General features: G+C 73.1%; 14 protein-coding genes and 1 pseudogene. 9 read left to right on the top strand and 6 right to left on the bottom strand.

Annotation, left to right across the window (positions count from 1 at the left end):
* Positions 1-3: 3 nt before the first annotated feature.
* On the top strand, positions 4-1,020 hold the full coding sequence (locus EAO76_RS34480) for a TIGR04222 domain-containing membrane protein (RefSeq protein ID WP_148840008.1): 1,017 nt from the start codon (positions 4-6) through the stop codon (positions 1,018-1,020).
* A gap of 89 nt (positions 1,021-1,109) precedes the next feature.
* Positions 1,110-1,925: a TIGR04222 domain-containing membrane protein gene (locus EAO76_RS34475; RefSeq protein ID WP_148840007.1), complete on the top strand. Its 816-nt coding sequence runs from the start codon at positions 1,110-1,112 to the stop codon at positions 1,923-1,925.
* A 170-nt stretch (positions 1,926-2,095) separates the two neighbouring features.
* Here the strand turns inward: EAO76_RS34475 and hemQ are convergent, their stop codons facing one another.
* Both hemQ and hemG read right to left on the bottom strand, forming a co-directional pair.
* Positions 2,096-2,824, bottom strand: a complete 729-nt coding sequence (gene hemQ / locus EAO76_RS34470) for a hydrogen peroxide-dependent heme synthase (RefSeq protein WP_148840006.1) — start codon at positions 2,822-2,824, stop codon at positions 2,096-2,098.
* Between the two features lie 4 nt (positions 2,825-2,828).
* Positions 2,829-4,316 carry a protoporphyrinogen oxidase gene (gene hemG / locus EAO76_RS34465; RefSeq protein WP_148840005.1) on the bottom strand — a complete coding sequence of 496 codons (1,488 nt, stop codon included), beginning with the start codon at positions 4,314-4,316 and terminating at the stop codon, positions 2,829-2,831.
* Between the two features lie 132 nt (positions 4,317-4,448).
* On the opposite strand from hemG, the gene EAO76_RS34460 reads away from it, so the two are divergent.
* Positions 4,449-5,831: an FAD-dependent oxidoreductase gene (locus tag EAO76_RS34460; RefSeq protein ID WP_148840474.1), complete on the top strand. Its 1,383-nt coding sequence runs from the start codon at positions 4,449-4,451 to the stop codon at positions 5,829-5,831.
* A 62-nt stretch (positions 5,832-5,893) separates the two neighbouring features.
* On the opposite strand, the gene hemE is transcribed toward EAO76_RS34460, so the two are convergent.
* The gene (hemE, locus tag EAO76_RS34455; RefSeq protein WP_376041234.1) at positions 5,894-6,967 is read right to left on the bottom strand and encodes a uroporphyrinogen decarboxylase; all 1,074 of its coding nucleotides are present in this window, start codon (positions 6,965-6,967) and stop codon (positions 5,894-5,896) included.
* A 92-nt stretch (positions 6,968-7,059) separates the two neighbouring features.
* Here hemE and EAO76_RS34450 point away from each other — a divergent pair, with 92 nt between their 5' ends.
* The 5 genes from EAO76_RS34450 to EAO76_RS34430 all read left to right on the top strand — a co-directional run bounded on the left by EAO76_RS34450 (position 7,060) and on the right by EAO76_RS34430 (position 13,761).
* Complete coding sequence (locus tag EAO76_RS34450; RefSeq protein ID WP_148840004.1) at positions 7,060-7,719, top strand: DUF3000 domain-containing protein; 660 nt, start codon at positions 7,060-7,062, stop codon at positions 7,717-7,719.
* A gap of 319 nt (positions 7,720-8,038) precedes the next feature.
* Entirely contained in the window at positions 8,039-8,701 is a 663-nt protein-coding gene (locus tag EAO76_RS34445; RefSeq protein ID WP_148840003.1) for a response regulator transcription factor, read from the top strand.
* 77 nt (positions 8,702-8,778) lie between these two features.
* Positions 8,779-10,053: a ribonuclease D gene (locus EAO76_RS34440; protein WP_187438882.1), complete on the top strand. Its 1,275-nt coding sequence runs from the start codon at positions 8,779-8,781 to the stop codon at positions 10,051-10,053.
* 361 nt (positions 10,054-10,414) lie between these two features.
* Positions 10,415-11,635, top strand: coding sequence for an acetyl-CoA C-acyltransferase (locus EAO76_RS34435; RefSeq protein ID WP_148840002.1), 1,221 nt, complete (start codon positions 10,415-10,417; stop codon positions 11,633-11,635).
* On the top strand, positions 11,632-13,761 hold the full coding sequence (locus EAO76_RS34430) for a 3-hydroxyacyl-CoA dehydrogenase NAD-binding domain-containing protein (RefSeq protein WP_148840001.1): 2,130 nt from the start codon (positions 11,632-11,634) through the stop codon (positions 13,759-13,761). Before EAO76_RS34435 ends, EAO76_RS34430 begins: the two co-directional genes overlap by 4 nt.
* Positions 13,762-13,853: 92 nt before the next feature.
* Here the strand turns inward: EAO76_RS34430 and EAO76_RS34425 are convergent, their stop codons facing one another.
* From EAO76_RS34425 to EAO76_RS34415, 3 genes and pseudogenes are all read right to left on the bottom strand, one after another.
* Positions 13,854-15,242 (bottom strand): GDSL-type esterase/lipase family protein, encoded by a 1,389-nt coding sequence (locus EAO76_RS34425; protein ID WP_148840000.1) that lies wholly within the window; start codon positions 15,240-15,242, stop codon positions 13,854-13,856.
* 44 nt (positions 15,243-15,286) lie between these two features.
* Positions 15,287-17,290, bottom strand: coding sequence for a PIG-L family deacetylase (locus tag EAO76_RS34420; protein WP_148839999.1), 2,004 nt, complete (start codon positions 17,288-17,290; stop codon positions 15,287-15,289).
* A 58-nt stretch (positions 17,291-17,348) separates the two neighbouring features.
* Positions 17,349-19,019, bottom strand: a pseudogene (locus tag EAO76_RS34415) (stealth family protein); the annotation flags it as partial.
* On the opposite strand from EAO76_RS34415, the gene EAO76_RS34410 reads away from it, so the two are divergent.
* A partial coding sequence (locus EAO76_RS34410) for a hypothetical protein (RefSeq protein WP_262376058.1) occupies positions 18,945-19,185 on the top strand: 241 nt, incomplete at its 3' end. The pseudogene EAO76_RS34415 and the gene EAO76_RS34410 overlap by 75 nt on opposite strands.

Below are 19,185 nucleotides of genomic sequence, written 5' to 3'. Positions count from 1 at the left end.
GGCATGAACGTCGTCGCGGGTCTGCTGGACCTCTCGGTCGTGATCTCCTCGGTCCTCCTGATCGCGGGGCTCGCGCGTGCCCGCCGCGGCCCCGGCGGCCCCGTCCACGACCTCCACGAGGTCGCCTTCCTGAACGGCGGCCCCGGCAGGGTGGCGGACACCGCGCTCACCGCGATGCACACGGACGGCCGGATCGCCGTCGGCGGCCCGGGGATCGTCGCCGTCCGGCGGGCCGAGGCGCACGACCCGGTGGAACGCGCGGTGCTCCAGGAGCACGCCGCCGGCCCCAGCGGTGCGCTGCACACCCTGCGCGAGGCGGTGATGCGGCACCCCGCCGTGCAGGAGATCGGCGACGGGCTCGCCGCCCGCGGCCTGCTGGCCCTGCCCGCAGCGGGCCGGAAGTGGCGTCGATGGGGCATCGCCCAGGGGCTGGCCTGCGTGCTGGCCGTCCCGGTCTCCGTCGTGGTGACGGTCGCCCAGTACACGTCCGCCGACCCGATGGCGGAGTACTCCGCGCCCTTCGTCCTGAAGGTGCTCCCGGTCCTGCTCGTCGGCATCCCCGTCGGTTTCGCCTGTGCCGGCGCCGCCCGGCGACGCGTCACCGGGGCGGGGCGGCGGGCCGCCGGGACGTACGCCACCGCCCTGACGCAGGACCCGTGCCCGGCCCATCTGGTGGCCACGCGCGGGCTGCGGCACCTGCCCGACCCCGTCTTCCGGGCCCAACTGGTCGCGGCGGCGCGGATGCGCCCGGCGGGCGGTCGGCCGACGGGCCCGGTGCCGTCGTCGTCCCAGGACTCCTCCGCGTTGCTGCTCGCACCGGTGCTGTGGTGCGCCGGTACGGGACCGGGGCACCACAGCACCGGTGCGAGCAGCAACGCGGAGGAGTCCTGGGAGAGTTGCGGTTCGGGTTCGAGCTGCGGTTCGGGGTCCGGGTCGAGCTGCGGCGGGTCGAGCGGCTCCAGTTGTTCCGGTGGTGGTTCCAGCTGCGGGGGCGGGTCCAGTTGCGGCGGCGGGTCCTGAGCACGGGCGGCGCCCCGCCGGCGCCGCCGAATCGTCCGCATGGTGAACAGCCCATGGTCATCCACGTCCGCCTCGCATAGGAATCTGCCATGTTCTGGGTACTGTTCCTGCTGGTCGCCTGGGGGGCGGCAGCCTTCTCGTGCATCCGGCTCTGTCTTGTCGCGGCCCGCACGGGGCTGCTGCCGGACGCGTCCGACGATGCCGCGCGGGACCTCGGCGCCGGTCATGAACTGACCCTGTACGAAACCGCGTTCCTGGCCGGTGGCCCGCACCGGGTGATAGATCTGGCGCTGGTCACCATGCATCTGCGCCGGCGGCTGCTGCTCGCCCACACCGGCTGGGCGACGGTGGTCGATCCGGAGGGCCGGGACGAGATGGAGCGCACGGTGATCCGTGCCATAGGGCCGCAGGGCCAGTCACCGATACCGCCGGTGCGGGCCGCGGCGGCGGCCGCCGACAGTGTGCGCGCCCTGGCCGACCGGCTCGTCGCCGCCGGGCTGGCGCGCCCGGTCGGCGCCGGGAGCGATGTGGCCGCCGCGGTGCGCGGGGTGCGCGGCGCGGCGCTGCTGGTGGTCGCGATGGCGGCCGTCGTGCTGCTGGTCCCCGGCCAGGACCACGGCCCCGGCGGTCCGGTGGTGTCGCTGCTCGCCTGGTTCGGGCTGCCGCTCGCGCTGACGCTGGGCTGCCTGGCGATCGCCCGGCTGGAGGTCCACCCGTACAGTTCCTGGGCCTCGCCCGCCGGTCAGCGGCTGCTGGCCGCGAACGAGGTGCCGCCCGGGGCGGCGGACCACGACGTCCTGTCGGCGCTCGCGGTACGGGGGGTGAGCGCCGTGGACGATCCGGCGCTGCGGTCCGCGCTCGGCGGGGGCAACGGTGGTGGCGGTCCGGCGGGGCACGACCGGTAGCGCGGCGGGTACCGAAGGCCGTCGGCACGGGGCAGAAAAACACCGGTGCGGCGCGCGGGACGCGCGCCGCACCGGGAGCCGAACCCGGTGTCGCTGGAACGGCGGGCGGCGCGGAACGCGCCGTTGCCCGCCCTCTGATCTTCCGGGCTGGGGTGGTCGGAACCCGCTCGCTACGCGAGCCCGGCCACCAGGTCTGCGACGGACTTCCTGCGCCCGGTGAAGAACGGGATCTCCTCACGGACGTGCAGTCGCGCCTCGGAACCCCGCAGGTGACGCATCAGGTCGACGATGCGGTGCAGCTCGTCGGCCTCGAAGGCGAGGATCCACTCGTAGTCGCCGAGCGAGAACGAGGCGACGGTGTTGGCGCGGACGTCGGGGTAGCCGCGGGCCATCTTGCCGTGGTCCGCGAGCATGCGGCGACGGTCCTCGTCGGGCAGCAGGTACCAGTCGTAGGAGCGCACGAAGGGGTAGACGCTGATGTAGTTGCGCGGCGTCTCGTCGGCCAGGAAGGCCGGGATGTGCGACTTGTTGAACTCGGCGGGGCGGTGCAGCGCCATGTTCGACCAGACCGGTTCGAGCGCCAGGCCCAGCTTGGTGCGCCGGAAGAGGTTGTACGCCTCCTGCAGCTCGTCCGCGGTCTCGGCGTGCCACCAGATCATGATGTCGGCGTCGGCACGCAGGCCGGAGAGGTCGTAGGTGCCGCGGATGGTGATGTCCTTGGCTTCGAGCTGGTCGAACAGCTCCTGGACCTCGTCGGCGTAACCGGCCCGGTCGGCGGGCAGGACGTCGCGCAGCTTGAAGACGGACCACAGCGTGTAGCGGATGACCTCGTTGAGGTCCTTGGCCTTCTTGCCCGCGTTGGGGCCCTTGCTTGATTTCACAGTCTCAGGCGCACTCATACGGCTATTGTCCCGCCTCGCTCCGAGTGCCCTGAACCAGGGTCGGCGTGGCGATGATCTCTTCCGCCGGACGGCCCGTGAGGTCGTGGACGATCTCGTCCGCCGCGCGGTGGGCGCTCGCGACGCAGGCGGGGATGCCGACGCCGTCGTAGACCGCCCCGCAGACCCGCAGCGCGGGCAGTTTGGCGACCTCGGCCCGGATCCGTTCGACCCGCGGGAGGTGGCCCACGGGGTACTGGGGCAGCCCGCCGGTCCAGCGGGTGACCACGGTGTCCACGGGCTTCGCGGTCAGCCCCGTGGCCTCGGCGAGGTCGTGCAGCGACACGTCGACGAGTTCGCCGTCCTCGCGGTGGATGTGGTCCTCCTCGCCGTAGCGGCCGACGGAGGTGCGCAGGACGAAGAGGTCGGGGGCGGATTCGGCGACCCAGCCCCACTTGTGGGTGGAGAAGGTGGACGCCTTGATGGTGCGGCCGTCGACCGGGGGGACGAGGAAGCCGGAGCGTCCGGCGAGCGCGGTCGTGGCGGCCGTGTCGGAGCGGCGGAACGCCATGGTGACCAGGGCCATCGACGCGTACTCGACCCCGGCCAGCTCGGCGGAGGCCGCCGGGGACTCGGCGGCGAGCAGGGTGGAGGCGGACCAGGCGGGCGCGGCCAGCACGATGCCGTCGGCGGTGATCACCCGGGCGTCGGTGCGGACGTCCCAGCCGGTGGTGGTGCGGGTCAGGCCGAGGACGGGGGTGGCGGTCAGGATCTCCCCGCCGGCCGCGCGCACCGCGTCGGCGACCGCTCCGGGCAGGGAGCCGATGCCGCCGTCGATGCCCTGGAAGACGGGTCCGGTCCGCTGCCGGGCCGCGGCGCGGTCCTGGACGCGGCGGACGGCGTCGAGGAGCGGGCCGCCCTCCCGCACCGCCTCGAAGAGCTGGGGCACGGCGGCGCGCATCGAGATCCGGTACGCGTCGCCCGCGTACACGCCGCCGAGCAGCGGTTCCACGAGCCGGTCCACGACCTCCCGGCCCAGCCGGTCGGCGACGTACGCGCCGACGGCGACGTCGTCGCCGACGGTGGTCGGGGTGAGGTCGCGCTCCTGCGCGATGCGGGCGAGGCCCTCCGGGGAGAGCACCTCGGCGAGCGCCGCCGGGTCGCCCGGCACGCCCATCACGTGGCCCTTGGGCATGGGCCGCAGGGCGTCGCGGGTCCAGACGGACGCGGTGGTCGTGGCGGGTGGTTGCAGGCGGTCGCCGAGCCCGACGGCGCGGGCCAGGTCGACGGCCTCCGGCCGGCGGGCGAGCATCGACTCGGCGCCCAGGTCGACCCGGGCCCCGGCGACCTCGCCGGTCATGAGCTTGCCGCCGAGCCGCTCGGTGGCCTCCAGCAGGGTGACCCGGAGGCCGGCGCCGAGGAGCCGGTGTGCGGCGGCGAGGCCGGCGATGCCGCCGCCGATGACGACGACGTGTCCCGGGCCCGTGTCCGCGCTGTTGCTTGAACGCTGCATGCCCCCACTCTCTCAAACCCGTCCGGGCGCCCACCCGCTTCCCCCACGTCGTAGCGTGGGCCCCTCGGACTAGGATTTTCCGTTTGGATCATGTCGATCCGGGCGGGGGTCCCGGGCGTCGGAGGGACGGGCATGGCGGCGGAGCGACTGGTGATCATCGGCGGTGACGCGGCGGGCATGTCCGCCGCGTCCCAGGCCCGCCGGCTGAGGGGCCCCGGCGAACTGGAGATCGTCGCCTTCGAGCGGGGCCGCTTCACCTCCTACTCCGCGTGCGGGATCCCGTACTGGGTCGGCGGCGACGTGGCGGAGCGGGACGACCTGGTGGCCCGTACGCCCGAGGAGCACCGGGCCCGCGACATCGACCTCAGGACGCGTACCGAGGTCACGGAGATCGACGTGGCCGGGCGGCGGGTGCGGGCCCTGGACCTGGGGACCGGCGAGTCGTACTGGACGGGCTTCGACAAGCTGGTGATCGCGACGGGGGCCCGGCCGGTGCGTCCGGCGCTGCCCGGCATGGACGCGCCCGGGGTGCACGGGGTGCAGACGCTGGACGACGGGCAGGCGCTGCTGGACTCGCTGGACCGGGCGCCGGGGCGGCGGGCGGTGGTCGTCGGGGCGGGCTACATCGGTGTGGAGATGGCGGAGGCGCTGCTGAAGCGCGGCTTCGAGGTGACCGTCCTCAACCGGGGCGAGCAGCCGATGGCGACGCTCGACCCCGACATGGGCCGGCTGGTGCACGAGGCGATGGACGGCATGGGCATCACCACGGTCGGCCGGGCCGAGGTCACCGCGATCCTCACCGGGCCGGACGGCCGGGTCCGGGCGGTCGCGGCGGGCGACACCTCCTACCCGGCGGACGTGGTGGTGCTCGGCATCGGGGTGGAGCCGGAGACGACGCTGGCGCGCGCCGCGGGCCTGCCGCTGGGCCCGCACGGCGGTCTGCTGACCGATCTGTCGATGCGGGTCGTCGGGCACGACGGCATCTGGGCGGGCGGCGACTGCGTGGAGGTGCTCGACCTGGTGGCGGGCCGGACCCGGCACATCGCGCTGGGCACCCACGCCAACAAGCACGGCCAGATCATCGGGTCCAACGTCGGCGGCGGCTACGGGACGTTCCCGGGGGTGGTGGGGACGGCGGTGAGCAAGGTGTGCGACCTGGAGATCGCCCGCACCGGTCTGCGCGAGAAGGACGCCCGCGCGGTGGGCCTGCGGTTCGTCACGGCGACGATCGAGTCGACGGGGCGGGCGGGCTACTACCCGGGGGCGCTGCCCATGACGGTGAAGATGCTGGCGGAGTACCGCACGGGCCGGCTGCTGGGGGTGCAGATCGTGGGCCGGGACGGGGCCGCCAAGCGGGTGGACGTCGCGGCCGTGGCGCTCACGGCGGGGATGACGGTGGAGCGGATGACCGCCCTGGACCTCGGGTACGCACCGCCGTTCTCACCGGTCTGGGACCCGGTCCTGGTGGCGGCCCGCAAGGCGGTGGCCGCGGTGCGGCGGGCGGGTACCGACTGAGGGCCTGCCGGGGGCGGGGTGGCCGCCCGGCAGGCTCCGCGCGCGTGGTGTCCGCGCCGTGCTCAGCGCTCGGTGCTGGTGTGCACGTACTCGACGAGCCGGGTCAGCGCGTCCGGGTCCATCGACGGCATCACGCCGTGGCCCAGGTTGAAGACGTGGCCCTCCAGGCCGGCGGCGGCGTCCAACACCTCCTGGGCCTTCTCCTCCACCGTCGCCGTCGGCGCGAACAGCACCGCGGGGTCGAGGTTGCCCTGGAGCGCCTTGCCGGGGCCGACCCGGCGGGCGGCCTCGTCCAGCGGGACGCGCCAGTCGACGCCGACGACGTCCGCGCCGGCCTCGCCCATCGGGCCGAGGAGTTCGCCGGTGCCGACGCCGAAGTGGATGCGCGGGACGCCGTAGGGGGCGACGGCGTCGAAGACCTTCGCCGACGCGGGGAGCACCGAACGCCGGTAGTCGGCGGGGGCGAGGGCGCCCACCCAGGAGTCGAAGAGCTGGACGGCCGAGGCCCCGGCCTCGATCTGCACCTTGAGGAAGGCGCCGGTGATCTCGGCGAGCCGGTCGAGCAGGTCCGCCCAGAGCTCCGGGTCGCCGTGCATCAGGGCCTTGGTGTGCTCGTGGTTGCGGGACGGGCCGCCCTCCACGAGGTAGCTGGCGAGGGTGAAGGGCGCCCCGGCGAAGCCGATGAGCGGGGTGGCGCCCAGCTCGGCGGTGAGCAGGCCGATGGCCTCGGTGACGTAGGAGACGTCCTCGGGCGTGAGGTCGCGCAGCCGGGCCAGGTCGGCGCGGGTGCGGATGGGGTCGGCGATGACCGGGCCGATGCCGGGCTTGATGTCGAGGTCGATCCCGATGGCCTTGAGCGGTACGACGATGTCGCTGAAGTAGATCGCGGCGTCGACCTTGTGGCGGCGGACGGGCTGCATCGTGATCTCCGCGACCAGCTCCGGCATCATGCAGGAGTCGAGCATCGGGATGCCCTCGCGGACCTTCAGGTACTCGGGCAGCGAGCGTCCGGCCTGGCGCATGAACCAGACCGGGGTGTGCGGCACGGGCTCGCGGCGGCACGCCTTCAGGAACGCCGACTCATGGGTGGCGGAGGTCTTCGTCTGCTGGCCCATGGGGCGATCGTTGGCACTCACACCAGGAATCTTCGCACGAAGCCGCAAGCCGCCGGGCCCGCCCCGGGTGTCCCTCCCTGCGCGAAGCCCCGGTTCCGCCTACTCTTCCCCGCATGGCTCCGGCTCAGGGACAGTTCTCCGATCAGACCGATGGCGCCGACACCAGCGACGGCGAGGAGGGCGGCTCCGTCCCGCCCGCGTTCCGTTCGGCGGTGGACGCGTTGCATTCGGCGCGGCTCCGACCCGAGCTGGAGGTGGAGCCGACACGACCGCCCAAGCGGCTCGCCCCGTACGCGTACGCCCTGGAGGCCGCGGTCGTCGACGGCGAGGAGGACCTCGCCGACGGCCGTCTCGTGCTGCTCCACGACCCGGCCGGGCAGGACGCCTGGCGGGGCACCTTCCGCCTGGTGACGCTGGTGCGGGCCGAACTGGAGCCGGAGATGGCGTCCGATCCGCTGCTGCCGGAGGTGTGCTGGTCCTGGCTGACCGGCGCGCTGGAGGCGCGCGGCCTGTCGTACGGGGAGGCGGGCGGCACGGTGACCCGGGCGGGGTCGCACTACTTCGGGGCGCTGGGCGAAAGACGGCCGGCGACCCAGATCGAGATCCGGGCGTCCTGGACGCCGCGCGAGGGGCGCGGCGGGGTCCCGGACGCCTCGGCGCACCTCATGGCGTGGGGCGACCTGCTGTGCCAGGTCGCCGGTCTGCCGCCGTCGGACCCCGTGGACGCGACGGTGGTGACGCTCCCTCAGCGCCGCGGCCCCCAGCCCCACTGAGGCACCGGGTCCGTCGGGCGTCTCGGCGCCCGTCGGGGCGTCGCGGTCCGGAGCCACCGACTCCGCCCTCCTCTCTTTCTCTGGCCGAAAATCATCTCCACGCCGGTAACCGTGCGTCACATTCGATGCACCGTTACCGGCGTTCTTTTCGTACAATCAATCGAATGTCCGGTTTGCCAGGAATTGTTACTCACTAAATCGCGATCTTCCCCTAAAGGAGGACGGGCCCGCTGCCGAAGAGGTCAATAACCCTTCAAGCACGGTTGCCCCGGCTTCATCCCCGAGCCGGCCCGTCCCACCACTCCCCCCAGGAGGCCTGGTGTCCGTTCTCCTAGAGCAGCCCGCAAGCCTGGTCGCCTACCGCCCGAACAAGCCGACGGCCATGGTCGTCGTGGCCGACCCGCGCGTCCGTTCCACCGTCACCCGCCATCTGTGGGCTCTCGGAGTACGTGACGTCATCGAGGCGTCGTCCATCGCGGAGGCTCGTCCCCGCGTCGGCAACCCGCGCGACATCTGCGTTGCCGACGTCCACCTGCCCGACGGTTCCGGGCTGACCCTGTTGTCCGAGACCCGGGCGGCCGGCTGGCCGAACGGTCTCGCACTCTCCGCCGCCGACGACATCGGCGCCGTGCGCAACGCCCTCGCGGGCGGTGTGAAGGGCTATGTCGTCACCGGCACCCGAACCAATATCGGCCATCCCGCCCGCCCCGGCGTCGCCCCCATCGGCGCCAATGCCGCCCGTATGCACCGCCGGCCCCCCGGCACCCCGAGCCACCCGGGCGGCTACCGCGAACTGTCCGGCCGCGAGGTCGAGGTCCTGCGGCTGGTCGCCGAGGGCCAGTCCAACAAGGCCATCGGCGTCTCCATGGGCCTGTCCGCCCTGACCGTCAAGAGCCACCTCGCCCGCATCGCCCGCAAGCTCGGCACCGGGGACCGCGCCGGAATGGTCGCCGTCGCCCTGCGCACGGGAATCATCCACTGACGCCCCCGCCCCGGCCGGCGCCCGTCGACGGAACGTTCCGTCGACGGGCGCCGCACATACACAGATACCCTTGACACGTGACCGACGCCCAAGAGACCGCAGCAGACACATCACTGCGAACCACCGGGGGCGCTCCCCCGGACGACGTCGCCCCGGCGCCGATCCCCTTGCTCGAACCTCGCGAGGGCATCCCCCCGGTGGTGGCATCCGACGACGCCCTGGCCCGGGTGGTCTCCGCCTTCGCCGCCGGCTCCGGCCCGGTGGCCGTGGACGCCGAGCGCGCCTCCGGCTACCGCTACGGTCAGCGCGCCTACCTCGTGCAGCTGCGCCGGGACGGTGCGGGCAGCGCACTGATCGACCCGGTCGGCTGCCCCGACCTGTCGGGGCTCGGGAGCGCACTGAGCGGCAGCGAGTGGATTCTGCACGCCGCCACCCAGGACCTGCCCTGCCTGCGCGAGATAGGGATGACCCCCACCGGGCTCTTCGACACGGAGCTGGCCGGACGGCTCGCCGGCTTCCCGCGCGTCGGTCTCGGCGCCATGGTCGAGAACGTGCTCGGGTACTCCCTGGAGAAGGGCCACTCCGCCGTCGACTGGTCCACCCGCCCGCTGCCCGACCCCTGGCTGCGCTACGCGGCGCTCGACGTCGAGCTGCTGATCGACCTGCGCAACGCCCTGGAGGAGGAGCTCGACCGGCAGGGCAAGCTGGAATGGGCCCGCGAGGAGTTCGACGCGATCGCCTCCGCGCCGCCCGCCCCGCCGCGCAAGGACCCCTGGCGCCGCACGTCCGGCATGCACAAGGTCCGCCGCCGCCGGCAGATGGCCGTGGTCCGGGAGCTGTGGACCACCCGTGACCAGGTCGCCCGGCGCCGCGACATCTCGCCGGGCAAGGTGCTGAGCGACGCCGCGATCGTCGAGGCGGCGCTCGCGCTCCCGCCGAACACGCAGGCGCTGACCGCGCTGCCCGGGTTCGGCCACCGCATGGGGCGGCGTCAGCTGGAGCAGTGGCAGGCGGCCGTCGACCGCGCCAAGGCGCTGCCCGACTCCGAACTCCCCCAGCCCGGCCAGGCCCTCGCCGGTCCGCCGCCGCCCCGCGCCTGGGCGGACAAGGACCCGGCCGCGGCGGCCCGGCTCTCGGCCGCGCGCGCCGCGGTGTCGGAGCTCGCCGCGCGGCTGAACATGCCGCAGGAGAACCTGATCACCCCCGACACGGTGCGCCGGATCTGCTGGGAGCCGCCCAAGCACCCGACGCCGGACACGGTCGAGACCGCGCTCGCCGGGTACGGGGCGCGGCACTGGCAGATCGAGCAGGTGGCCCCGCTGTTGGTCCGCGCGCTGGCCGCGACGGCCTGACGAGCCGTCACCGAGCGCCCCGCCGGACGCGTACCGGGGTCGCATTCGCGCCAGGTTCCACGGCGGCGCGCACGCCGTGCCACGAGCGCCGGACGGGCTGATTCCACCCCGTCCGGCGCTCGTCGCCGTATCCGCTCCTCCCCCGCACCCGCGCCCCGCTCCCGCGCGCACGGTCGCGCGGCCGTGCGGGGTCTCGCGGCCGCCGGCCGGAACGGGTCGGGCGGGCGCCTTTCCCGCATGTGACCTTCGCCGCTCCCGGCACCAGGGGTGGGCAGTCTGGTTACCCGCAAGTAGCATGAGGGTGCGGCGCGCTCGGGCGCGCCCGCAGCAGTGCCATCCCGCACCCTGGAGGAGAGCCACCGTGCCTCGTACCATCCGGGACGTCGTCTTCGTCGACGGCGTCCGCACCCCGTTCGGCAAAGCGGGCCCGAAGGGCATCTACCACGAGACCCGCGCCGACGATCTCGTCGTGAAGGCCATCCGGGAGCTGCTGCGCCGCAACCCGGCCCTGGACCCCGCGAAGATCGACGAGGTCGCCATCGCCGCGACGACCCAGATCGGCGACCAGGGGCTGACGCTGGGCCGCACCGCCGGAATCCTGGCCGGTCTGCCGCAGTCCGTCCCCGGTTACTCCATCGACCGCATGTGCGCGGGCGCCCTGACCGCCGTCACCTCGACGGCCGGTTCCATCGCCTTCGGCGCGTACGACGCCGTCATCGCCGGTGGCGTCGAGCACATGGGCCGTCACCCGATGGGCGAGGGCGTGGACCCGAACCCGCGCTTCGTCTCGGAGAAGCTGGTCGACGAGTCCGCCCTGTTCATGGGCATGACCGCGGAAAACCTGCACGACCGGTACCCGCAGATCACCAAGGTCCGCGCCGACGAGTACGCGGTCCGCTCGCAGGAGAAGGCCGCCAAGGCGTACGCCGACGGCAAGATCCAGCAGGACCTGGTGCCGATCTCCGTGCGCCGCACCAACCCGGAGGCCGGTGAGACCGGCTGGGGCCTGGTCACCGCCGACGAGCCGATGCGACCGGGCACCACGCTGGAGAACCTGGCGGGCCTGAAGACCCCGTTCCGCGCGCACGGCCGGGTCACCGCCGGCAACGCCGCCGGTCTCAACGACGGCGCGACGGCCTCGATCATCGCCTCCGAGGACTTCGCCCGCGAGAACGGCCTCCCGGTCAGGATGCGCCTGGTCTCCTACGCCTTCGCGGGCGTGGAGCCGGAGGTCATGGGCTACGGTCCGATCCCGGCGACCGAGAAGGCCCTGGCCAAGGCCGGGCTGACGATCGGCGACATCGGCCTGTTCGAGATCAACGAGGCCTTCGCCGTCCAGGTGCTGGCCTTCCTCGACCACTACGGCATCGCCGACGACGACGCCCGGGTCAACCAGTACGGCGGCGCCATCGCCTACGGCCACCCGCTGGCCTCCTCCGGCGTGCGTCTGATGACGCAGCTGGCCCGCCAGTTCGAGGAGCAGCCGCAGGTCCGCTACGGCCTCACCACCATGTGCGTCGGCTTCGGCATGGGCGCCACGGTCATCTGGGAGAACCCGAACTTCGACGGAGGCGACAAGTGAGCACCACCACCGAGCTTCTGAAGGGTGCGGCCGAACTGTTCCCCGACGAGGTCGTCACCCAGGCGCACGTACGCCACCTCGACCTCCCGGCCGGTGCGGGCCGCTTCGCCCTCATCACCCTGGACAACGGCCTGGACCACACCAAGCCGACCACCTTCGGACCGCAGTCGCTGGCGAACCTGAACGCCGCGATCGACCAGGTCGAGAAGGAGGCCGCCGAGGGTGCGATCACCGGCGTCGGCATCACCGGCAAGCCGTTCATCTTCGCGGTCGGCGCCGACCTCAAGGGCGTCGAGCTGCTGAAGAACCACGACGACGCGCTGGCCATCGGCAAGGGCGGCCACGACGTCTTCCGCCGCCTGTCCGGCCTCGCGGTCCCGACGTTCGCGTACTACAACGGCGCGGCGATGGGCGGCGGCGTCGAGGTCGGTCTGCACTGCTCGTACCGCACCGTCTCCAAGGCGCTGCCCGCGTTCTCGCTGCCCGAGGTCTTCCTCGGTCTGGTCCCGGGCTGGGGCGGCTGCGCGCTGCTCCCCAACCTGATCGGTGCCGACCGCGCGGTCTCCGTCATCATCGAGAACTCGCTGAACCAGAACCGCCAGCTCAAGGGCAAGCAGGTCTTCGAGCTCGGCATCGCCGACGCGATCTTCGAGGGCGCCGACTTCCTGGAGCAGTCGCTGGTCTGGACGGCGGACGTGCTGAACGGCACGGTCGCGGTGGAGCGTCCCGAGGTCGACCGCGGTGAGGCCTGGGACCAGGCCGTCGCGCGCGGCCGGGCCATCGCCGACTCCAAGGTGCACGGTGCGGCCCCGGCCGCGTACCGCGCGCTGGAGATCATCGCCGCGGCGAAGGACGGCGACCTGGGTGCCGGCTTCGACGCCGAGGACCAGGCCCTCGCGGACCTGATCATGGGCGGCGAGCTGCGCTCGGGCATCTACTCCTTCAACCTGGTCCAGAAGCGCGCCAAGCGCCCGGCCGGGGCCCCGGACAAGAGCCTGGCCCGCCCGGTCACCAAGGTCGGCGTCGTGGGCGCCGGTCTGATGGCCTCGCAGCTGGCACTGCTGTTCCTGCGCCGCCTGGAGGTGCCGGTCGTGCTGACCGACATCGACCAGGAGCGGGTCGACAAGGGTGTGGGCTACGTCCACGCCGAGATCGAGAAGCTGCTCGGCAAGGGCCGGATCAACCAGGACAAGGCCAACCGCCTCAAGGCCCTGGTCTCCGGTGTGCTGGACAAGGCCGAGGGCTTCTCCGACGCCGACTTCATCATCGAGGCCGTCTTCGAGGAGATCGGCGTCAAGCAGCAGGTGTTCGCGGAGGTCGAGGCGGTCGCCCCGGCGCACGCGATCCTCGCCACCAACACCTCGTCCCTCTCGGTCACCGAGATGGCGTCGAAGCTGAAGCACCCCGAGCGGGTCGTCGGCTTCCACTTCTTCAACCCGGTCGCGATCCTGCCGCTGCTGGAGATCGTCCGCGGCGAGCGGACCGACGACGCCTCGCTGGCCACGGCGTTCGGTGTGGCGCGGAAGCTGAAGAAGACCGCGGTGCTGGTGAAGGACGCCCCGGCGTTCGTCGTCAACCGCATCCTCACCCGCTTCATGGGCGAGATCCAGAACGTCATCGACGAGGGCACCCCGGTCGAGACCGCGGAGAGGGCCATCGAGCCGCTCGGCCTGCCGATGTCCCCGCTGGTGCTCCTGGAGCTGGTCGGCCCGGCGATCGGTCTGCACGTCTCGGAGACCCTGAACCGCGCCTTCCCGGACCGGTTCACCGTCTCGGAGAACCTGGCCGCGGTCGTGAAGGCCGGCAAGCGCGGCTTCTACGTCTACGACTCCGGCAAGCCGGAGCTGGACCCGGAGGTCGCCGCGCTCCTGAAGCAGGGCGACGTCGTCCTGACCGAGGAGCAGGTCCGCGACCGGGTCCTGGACGCGGTGGCGCAGGAGATCGGTCTGATGCTGGACGAGGGCGTCGTCGCCGAGGCCCAGGACATCGACCTCTGCCTGATCACCGGCGCGGGCTGGCCCTTCCACCTGGGCGGCATCACGCCGTACCTGGACCGTGAGGGCGTCTCGGAGCGGGTGAACGGCAAGAAGTTCCTCGCGCAGGGCGTGGCGAGCGTTCCGGCGTAACGCCTCTTCGCCGACGCGACGGCGGGCCGTACGGAGACCACTCCGTACGGCCCGTTCCGCGTTTCGGGGGTGGGGCGGGCGGTCCCGCCGCGTCACCAGGCGGGCAGCGCCGGGTAGTGCTCGCAGCCCGGACCGCAGGACGTGCGCGCGGACATCGAGGTGTGCAGCCAGCTGTCCTCGGGAACGCCGTGCACCTTCAGCTCCAGCCGCGTCGGGGGCGAGTGGATGGCGCTGAACACCGCGACGAACTCCACCGTGTAGGTGCCCGGCCGCCAGTCGTGGGGGTGGGTGACCCGCCAGCTCCCGTCGTCCTGCACCGGGGCCTCGGCGATCAGCCGGCCCCGCTCCAGCACCATGACCTTCCGGACGCCGCGTGCGGCCGTGCCCGAGAACCGGGGGCGGGGGCCGCTCCACGCCCCCTTGCGCGGCCCGATCACCTCGGGCGCCTCCAGCCGGTCGAGGACCTCGAACTGCGTCTCCGCGGCCGTGGACACCGCGTTGCCCGCGAGGGCGATCACGGTCACCTCGTGCCGGCCGGCGGGCCACTGCACGGCGCGCCGCCACTGCCACGTCCCGTCCTCGGCGGCGCGGGTCCCGCCGAGGTACTCCCCCTCCTCGAAGAAGATCACGTAATCGGCGCCCGCCGGCGCCGTTCCCGTCAGTTTGCGTCCGGCGCCGACCGGTTCCGCGAAGGCCGGTGACGTCACGGTCGGGGCGACGGCCACCTCGGGCCGCGCGGTCAGCGCGAGCTGCGGCTGCTGCACGGTGAACTCGGTCTGCACCGGCGGCGCCTGTCCCGGCACCAGTCGCTGGACGTCCACCAGCCCGGGCGGCAGTCCCGGCACGCCGGCCAGGCCGCTCGCCACCAGCCGCGCCGCTTCCCGGGCCCCGGCGTGGTTGAAGTGGGAGGCGTCGACGATGCCCTGCGGGTGCCCCGGGTGCTCGCCCGGATCCAGCCACCGGAAGAGGCCGCGGGCGCGCATGGGGCCCAGCTCGGCGAGGAGCCGGGTGGTGGAGGCGTTCATGTCGACGGCCGGGCAGCCGAGTTCCGCGGCGGCCTCCAGGGTCAGCCGCGCGTATCCGTCATGGGTGTCCACCGGGTTTCCCGAGGTGTCGAACACGCAGCGGGCCGCCGGGGTCACGAGGACCGGCACGGCGCCCTCGGCCCGCAGCGTCTCGACGTACAGCCGCAGGTACTCCTTGTACTCCCGCGGGCCGTGGTACCGGTTGAGCTGGTTGATGCGCTGCTCGACGTGGCCGAAGGCGATGAGCACGAGGTCGCCGGGGCCGACGAGGGTGAGCAGCGCCGCGAACCGCCCCGTGTAATAGTCCCGCAGCGTCATGGCGTCGCGCGCGTAGTTGCGCACGTCGCAGTCGGGGCCCAGGAACTCCTCCAGGTACTGGCCCCAGCCCGCGAGCGGTGCCTCCTCCTCGGTGCGGGAGGCGGCCACCGAGTTGCCGATGACGCAGATCTTTCGCATGTCTTCTTCTCGTCTCCGTTGTCGTGCGGCCCCCGGGTCGGGGGTCAGCACGTCTGCCAGGGGCCGAGGGCGGCGCCCGGCCGGGCTTCTTCCCGCCGTGCCCAGTGCAGTCGGCCGTCCGTGCCGAGCACCGTGACGACCGCCCGGCCGTACGCGTCGGCGGCGACGGCCGGGGCACCGGCCATCTGGATCTCGTGGCGTTCCCAGTCGGGCCGCGCCGCGTCGTGGTCGTCCGCGGACAGCACGGTCACCGCGGGCCTGCTCCGCTCGTCCCTGCGGGCGACGACCAGGAGGTCGTGGTCGGGTGCGAGCAGCCGGAGCGCGGCGACCGCCCCGGTGCCGCCGTCGTCGCTGAGCCGCTCCACCCGCTGTTCCCACGTTCCGTTGGGGCGCTGCCGGTGGCACATCACCGCCCCGGAGTCCTCCTCCCGGTAGAGCAGCGCCACGCGGTTGCGGCCCACCTGCACGGGGGTGAGGCCGGAGGCCGGACGCCAGCTCTCCGGCACGCCGGTGACCAGCTGGTCCTCCAGCTTGAACGGCCCGTACACGGCTTCCTGCCGCCACCGCACCCCGCCGGTGCGGTTCGTGGCGTACATGTCGATGCGGCCCGTGGAACGCAGCACGGTGGTCAGGGAATCCTGCATCCAGCGCCCGCCGAGCGTCTCCCAGGCGGTGAACCCCTCCGGCGTCTCGCGCCGCAGGCTGACGCCCACCGAGAAGTTCCGCACGAAGACGTGGAGGTGGCCGGCCGGGTCCACCACCGCCGCGGGCACACCGACCTCGCGGCAGCGCCGCCAGTCGCGGGTGGCCTCGTCGGGGTTGCCGAGGGATTCCCAGGGCAGCACGGAGCCGGTGTGCGCCTGGCGCCACATGCGCACCACCTCGACGTCGGCCCGGCCCTCGGCGCCCTGGAGGCGGCGCAGCCCGACCAGGTGGACGCCGCCGGTGCGGTCGGGGGCGACGTCGAGATACGGCAGGAGGTCGCCGCCGGGCAGCAGGAGCGGTCCCTCGAAGCGTCCGGCGCCGGCTTCGGTCTCCGTCCACACCGCGGCCTGGTCGCCGAGGACCGCGTAGGCGGCGAGCCGGCCGTCGGCCTGCCGGTGCAGCCACCGGGTGCCCTGCGGGTAGCGGCTGCGGGTGCTCCAGCCGTAGCGGCGGATGTCGGCGCCGTCACCGAGCTGGAGGTCGCCGCAGTGGCGGTGGGCGCAGGTGTGGCCGTCGGCCCCCGCGTACACGTCGACCAGGGACTTCTTCAGCGCGTGGGAGCGCTCGCTCAGGTTGCTCGGCCAGTTCTTGTTGCCGTAGCCGGTGAAGTGCTCGACCAGTGGCGGGCGGCCCCCGGCGCGCAGGTGGCGGCGGAGCGCCTCGCGGGCGAACTGGGCCGTGGCGGTGTGGTCGGCGTGGTCGCTGGAGGTGATGCCGCGTGCCTCGTCGTACGACTCGTGCAGCGGGTCCGGGTCCATGGTCCACAGCGCCGTGGGCTGCGCGTAGGAGAGCAGCTGGACGAGGGCGGTGACGACGTCCTCGCGGCCGAGGGCCTGCGGCTGGTGCAGCTCGGACCCGGCGGCCAGCAGGGTGGGCTGGCGGGCGGCGCGCCCGTCCCACAGGCTGGTCAGCCGGGCCTGCGGCTGGTCCGCGGGGAAGCCGTGCGCGGCGTCCGCCATCCGCAGGCCCAGGAAGAAGAGCTGCACGTGCGGCGCCTGTTCCAGGTAGAACCGCTCCGCGGCCACGCCGGGGACGAGTTCGACCGGCTCCCGGGCCCAGGGGGCCTCCCGGTCGCCGAGGACCATGGTGGCGTAGGCGGCGCACAGGCCGTTCTGGCGTGCCTCCATGTATCCGGCGAAGTCGACCGGGGCCTGGTCCCGCAGCGGGTCGCGGGTGTCCACGTTGCGCCCGTCGGCCTCACCGGCGGTGAGGTAGACGCTGGTGACGCGGTGGCCCGCGGTCAGCAGCCGGTACAGGTCGGGGTTGACGAAGTAGAGGTCGTCGTCGGCGTGGGCGAACACCTGGAACAGCGAGGTGGAGTTCGCCCCGGCGGGCTGGGTCATGGTCGGTGGATGCTCCGATCGGGCACGGCTGGCGAACGGCGGACGGCGCGGGACGTGCTCACAGCGGCCACTGCGGCAGTTGTCCGGCGTGGAAGCGCTGGTTGCGCGGGGAACCCGCCTCGAACTGGCTGGCCACCGGGAAGTACGAGGGCAGGAAGGCCGCCAGGACGGCGTCCTGCTCGTCCTCGGTGACGTCGCCGTCGTGGTAGTCGTTCAGGCAGAAGACGTCGTGCGGGCGGTTGAGCTGGAGGCGGGAGAGCCGCTGCTTGTGCTCGCTCAGCCCCACGTTGACGAAGCCGCAGTTGATGCTGCCCGGGGCCGAGCGCTGGGTGTGGAAGCCGAAGTAGTGGTGCAGCGACGACGCGATCGCGAGGTCGGAGTGGCTGCGGAAGCGGCTGGCGGCGGTCGCCGCGACCGCGTCCGGGTACTGGCGCTCGATGTCGGCGAGGACGCTGCGCCGCAGCGGATGCGGCGCGTGCAGGAACGAGTGGGCGAGGACCTGTCCGAAGGTGTCGGCTATCAGGCCGCGGTTGTTCTTGGCCGCGCTCATGTTGAACTCGTCGCCGGTCGTGGCCGGTCCCATGGGCACGGTCGTCGGGGACATGAAGTGCTTGGCGACGCCGTTGCCGTGGAAGAACATGCCCGGCTGGAGCACCCGGCCGATGAACACGTCGTCGTTGAAGTACAGGAAGTGCTCGGACAACCCGTCGATGCGGTGCAGCTGGCTCTCGATGGCGTGCGAGTTGTACGTCGGCAGCACCGACGGGTCGGCGAAGATCTCCCGGTGGTCGACCACCCTGATCCGCGGGTGGCTCGGGTCGAGCCATTCCGGCACCTGCTGGTCGGTGACCAGGTGGATGGTGCGGATCCACGGGGCGTACATGTCGATGGAGCGCAGCGAGTAGCGCAGCTCGTCCCGGTCGCGGAAGCGGGCGGCGCTGCTCGCGGAGTCCTCGGTCTGCATGCCGAGGGCGCGCATCACCGCGTTCTTCCGCTCCAGCCAGGAGACGTCACCGCCGTTGACCCAGGTGTACACGGCGTCGACGGGGAAGCCGATGTCCCCGTGGACGGCGTGGGCGTACGGCTCGATGGTGGGGTAGGCGCGTCCGCCGAGCACGGTCTCGTGCACCCGCATGGTCCGGGTGGGCACCCGGTCGCCCACCAGGGTGCGGACCGGGGAGACCATCATGTACGGGTCCTCCGCGTCCTCCTCCCAGAAGTTGATGGTGCAGCCGTAGACCCCGGCGAGGCGGAGGGTGCGGGCGGGCGTGACGGCGTTCTGGTAGACGCGCACGGCCGGGCAGGTGGCCTGGGCGTACTTCTCGGCGAAGGCGGCGAGGACGGTGGCGGTGGGGCTCTGGCGTTCGTTGAGCAGCGCCACGTAGACCGCGCTGCCGCCGTGCGCGGCGGTGAGTGCCCTGAGCACGGCCTCCCGGTTGGAGGTGTGGACGGCGACCGCGTGCCGGACGTTGGTGTCCCGGGTGACGAAGTACGGGATCCGCGCGTGCTCCAGGGCGGTGGCGACCAGTGCCAGGTTGTTCTGGACCACGTCCCAGGGGGATTCGCTGCCCAGCCGGCGGCACAGCTGTCCGCCGTCGCGCACGAGGCCCCGGTCGGAGCGGAGCAGCCGTTCCTCCAGGGCCCGCGCCGTGCCGTGCCGCGCCCGGTCCTCCGCTGCGACCGGGGCCTCGTGCGCGACGGCGGACAGCTGTGCCGCCGGCTGGGCAGCGAATCCCCCTGGGACGTGGTCCAGAACAACCTGGCACTGGTCGCCACCGCCCTGGAGCACGCGCGGATCCCGTACTTCGTCACCCGGGACACCAACGTCCGGCACGCGGTCGCCGTCCACACCTCCAACCGGGAGGCCGTGCTCAGGGCACTCACCGCCGCGCACG

The organism is Streptomyces sp. sk2.1 (genome assembly GCF_008120935.1).
Lineage (GTDB): Bacteria > Actinomycetota > Actinomycetes > Streptomycetales > Streptomycetaceae > Streptomyces.
The sequence above is the reverse complement of the archived record's forward strand: the minus strand, read 5'-3'. Positions and strand labels throughout refer to the sequence as shown.